Source organism: Methylobacterium sp. WL103 (genome assembly GCF_008039885.1).
Taxonomy (GTDB): domain Bacteria; phylum Pseudomonadota; class Alphaproteobacteria; order Rhizobiales; family Beijerinckiaceae; genus Methylobacterium; species Methylobacterium cerastii.
Map to the genome: position 1 here is coordinate 1 of NZ_VRUX01001091.1, position 797 is coordinate 797.

Sequence of the window (797 nt, forward strand, 5' to 3'; positions counted from 1 at the left end):
GGTCGGCGCCGAGCATCACCGGCTCGTAGCCGGCGGCCTTCGCCGCGGCGGCCGCCGCCTCCAGCGCGTCGATCGGCCGGGCGACGATGCGGTATTCGGCCCGCGCGAAGGCCGGGTCGCCGGCCTTGGGCGTCTCGTTCAGCGGATCGTTCAGGAGGCGGATCGCCGTCTCGGGCAGGGGGATGCCGCGGCGCTCGCAGATGGCGCGGGACTCGGCCAGCGTCGACGGGTCGGGCACGGTCGGGCCGGAGGCGATCACGGCGGGGTCGTCGAACGGCACGTCGGAGATCGCCAGCGTCAGGATCGAGCGGGCGTTGCGCGCGGCCACCGCGAGGCGTCCGCCCTTGATCCGCGAGAGGTGCTTGCGCACGGTGTTGATCTCGCCGATCGGCGCGCCGGAGCGCAGCATCGCGCGGGTGATCGCCTGCTTCTCGGCGAGCGTCAGGTCGCCGGCCGGCGCGATCCAGTTGGCCGAGCCGCCGCCCGAGAGCAGCACCAGGACCTCGTCGTCCGGGCCGGCGGCGGTGGCCATCGCCAGCGCCTCCCTGGTCGCGGCGATGCCGGCCTCGTCCGGCACGGGATGACCGGCCTCGACCATGCGGATGCCGGGCGCGTCCTGCCCGTAGCCGTGGCGGGCGACGGCCAGCCCGACGATGCGGTCGTCGCCGAGCCCGTGCTGCTCGCGGTAGAACCGGCTCGCCACCGCGGCCATGCTGCCCCCGGCCTTGCCGGCGCCGAGGATGATCAGCCGGCCGGGCGTCGGCGGCGGCAGGTGGGCGGGCAGGCAGGTATCGGGG

At 76.0% G+C, this 797-nt stretch carries 1 protein-coding gene; it reads right to left on the bottom strand.

All coding sequences use genetic code 11. From position 1 onward, the window contains the following. The coding region (locus FV222_RS27975; protein WP_147816400.1) for a glycerate-2-kinase family protein at nt 1–797 on the bottom strand (797 nt) is incomplete at both ends.